Origin of the sequence: Desertivirga xinjiangensis (assembly GCF_024436435.1) — a bacterium.
Lineage (GTDB): Bacteria > Bacteroidota > Bacteroidia > Sphingobacteriales > Sphingobacteriaceae > Desertivirga > Desertivirga xinjiangensis.
The window spans coordinates 1-1,873 of record NZ_JAFMZP010000019.1; the positions used below are offsets into that span (position 1 = coordinate 1).

At 49.1% G+C, this 1,873-nt stretch carries 2 tRNA genes and 1 rRNA gene; all 3 read left to right on the forward strand.

Annotated elements, in window-relative coordinates:
- Positions 1-48: 48 nt before the first annotated feature.
- The 3 genes from J3P37_RS22820 to J3P37_RS22830 all read left to right on the forward strand — a co-directional run bounded on the left by J3P37_RS22820 (position 49) and on the right by J3P37_RS22830 (position 1,866).
- A 16S ribosomal RNA gene (locus J3P37_RS22820) occupies positions 49-1,570 on the forward strand.
- Positions 1,571-1,696: 126 nt separating this feature from the next.
- A tRNA-Ile gene (locus J3P37_RS22825) sits at positions 1,697-1,771 on the forward strand.
- 21 nt (positions 1,772-1,792) lie between these two features.
- Positions 1,793-1,866 (forward strand) — tRNA-Ala (locus J3P37_RS22830).
- Positions 1,867-1,873: the final 7 nt, after the last annotated feature.

The window sequence follows — 1,873 nt, forward strand, 5'->3', positions numbered from 1 at the left end:
TCGATTCTATTTGAGATACAATAGGGTCAGAGAAGCAAAAACTTCATTACAATGGAGAGTTTGATCCTGGCTCAGGATGAACGCTAGCGGCAGGCCTAATACATGCAAGTCGAACGCGATTAGGGAGCTTGCTCCCTATGAAAGTGGCGCACGGGTGCGTAACGCGTATGCAACCTACCTTAATCAGGGGGATAGCCCGAAGAAATTCGGATTAACACCGCATAAAATCACAGTCTGGCATCAGACAATGATCAAATATTTATAGGATTAAGATGGGCATGCGTGACATTAGTTAGTTGGTGAGGTAACGGCTCACCAAGACGACGATGTCTAGGGGATCTGAGAGGATGACCCCCCACACTGGTACTGAGACACGGACCAGACTCCTACGGGAGGCAGCAGTAAGGAATATTGGTCAATGGGCGCAAGCCTGAACCAGCCATGCCGCGTGCAGGAAGACTGCCCTATGGGTTGTAAACTGCTTTTGTACCAGAATAAACCCTTCTACGAGTAGAGGGCTGAATGTATGGTAAGAATAAGGATCGGCTAACTCCGTGCCAGCAGCCGCGGTAATACGGAGGATCCAAGCGTTATCCGGATTTATTGGGTTTAAAGGGTGCGTAGGCGGCTTTTTAAGTCAGAGGTGAAAGACGGTGGCTCAACCATCGCAGTGCCTTTGATACTGAAGAGCTTGAATGAACTAGAGGTAGGCGGAATGTGACAAGTAGCGGTGAAATGCATAGATATGTCACAGAACACCAATTGCGAAGGCAGCTTACTATGGTTTAATTGACGCTGAGGCACGAAAGCGTGGGGATCAAACAGGATTAGATACCCTGGTAGTCCACGCCCTAAACGATGAATACTCGATGTTAGCGATATACAGTTAGCGTCTAAGCGAAAGCGTTAAGTATTCCACCTGGGGAGTACGCCCGCAAGGGTGAAACTCAAAGGAATTGACGGGGGCCCGCACAAGCGGAGGAGCATGTGGTTTAATTCGATGATACGCGAGGAACCTTACCCGGGCTTGAAAGTTACTGAATGGTCTAGAGATAGATCAGTCCTTCGGGACAGGAAACTAGGTGCTGCATGGCTGTCGTCAGCTCGTGCCGTGAGGTGTTGGGTTAAGTCCCGCAACGAGCGCAACCCCTGTGAATAGTTGCCAGCATGTAAAGGTGGGGACTCTATTCAGACTGCCTGTGCAAACAGAGAGGAAGGAGGGGACGACGTCAAGTCATCATGGCCCTTACGTCCGGGGCTACACACGTGCTACAATGGATGGTACAGAGGGCCGCTACATAGTAATATGATGCCAATCTCAAAAAGCCATTCACAGTTCGGATTGAGGTCTGCAACTCGACCTCATGAAGTTGGATTCGCTAGTAATCGCAGATCAGCAATGCTGCGGTGAATACGTTCCCGGGCCTTGTACACACCGCCCGTCAAGCCATGGAAGCTGGGGGTACCTGAAGTATGTAACCGTAAGGAGCGTCCTAGGGTAAAACCGGTAACTGGGGCTAAGTCGTAACAAGGTAGCCGTACCGGAAGGTGCGGCTGGAATACCTCCTTTCTAGAGAGTGTGATAAAAGACACTCGTTATGCTATGAATATTCTTTAATAATAAAGACAAGAAGAAACAACCCAAAAGATAAAGCCTGTTCAGGGTGTAATAACCGGAGAGGCGTGATTGAAAAACAGTCCCGTAGCTCAGTTTGGTTAGAGCACTACACTGATAATGTAGGGGTCAGCAGTTCAAATCTGCTCGGGACTACTATAAGGAAATACTCTTATTGGGGAATTAGCTCAGCTGGCTAGAGCACCTGCCTTGCACGCAGGGGGTCAACGGTTCGAATCCGTTATTCTCCACGCTTCT